This is a genomic window from Citrobacter sp. Awk 2, from assembly GCF_028069815.1.
Taxonomy (GTDB): domain Bacteria; phylum Pseudomonadota; class Gammaproteobacteria; order Enterobacterales; family Enterobacteriaceae; genus Citrobacter.
Genome location: NZ_JANEWL010000269.1, coordinates 1 through 370, shown reverse-complemented (window position 1 = coordinate 370; position 370 = coordinate 1). Strand labels below are relative to the sequence as shown.

The 370-nt window shown below is 46.8% G+C and carries 1 protein-coding gene; it reads left to right on the top strand.

Annotated features, from left to right (window positions below):
- Positions 1-112: 112 nt before the first annotated feature.
- A partial coding sequence (locus NNO02_RS23585; protein WP_442867934.1) for a DUF2345 domain-containing protein occupies positions 113-370 on the top strand: 258 nt, incomplete at its 3' end.

Sequence of the window (370 nt, the reverse complement as noted above, 5' to 3'; positions counted from 1 at the left end):
GATGATTATTACTGGACAGGTAAATTGAGTATTCCAGCAATGCCAGCGATTATTGGAAGAGATATCGCAAAAGATGTGGTTGAGAAAAATGCCGGTGCGCTAGTACGTCTCAATATCAAATAATAATGTCAATAACGCCAATGTGCGGATATCGGCCAGTGAGAATCTGACGCTGACAGCGGGTAAGCAACTGGATATCGGGGCCCGGAAGGATTTCACTCTGGCTGCTGGTAAACAACTCAGCCTGTACAGCCGTGAAGGGGCAAAATTATTCAGCTCGAATAACGATATTGATATTCAGGCACAGGGCGGGAATGTCACCACCTGGTCGACGCAGGACACGCATATTTCGAGTGGCAAGAAACTGGTT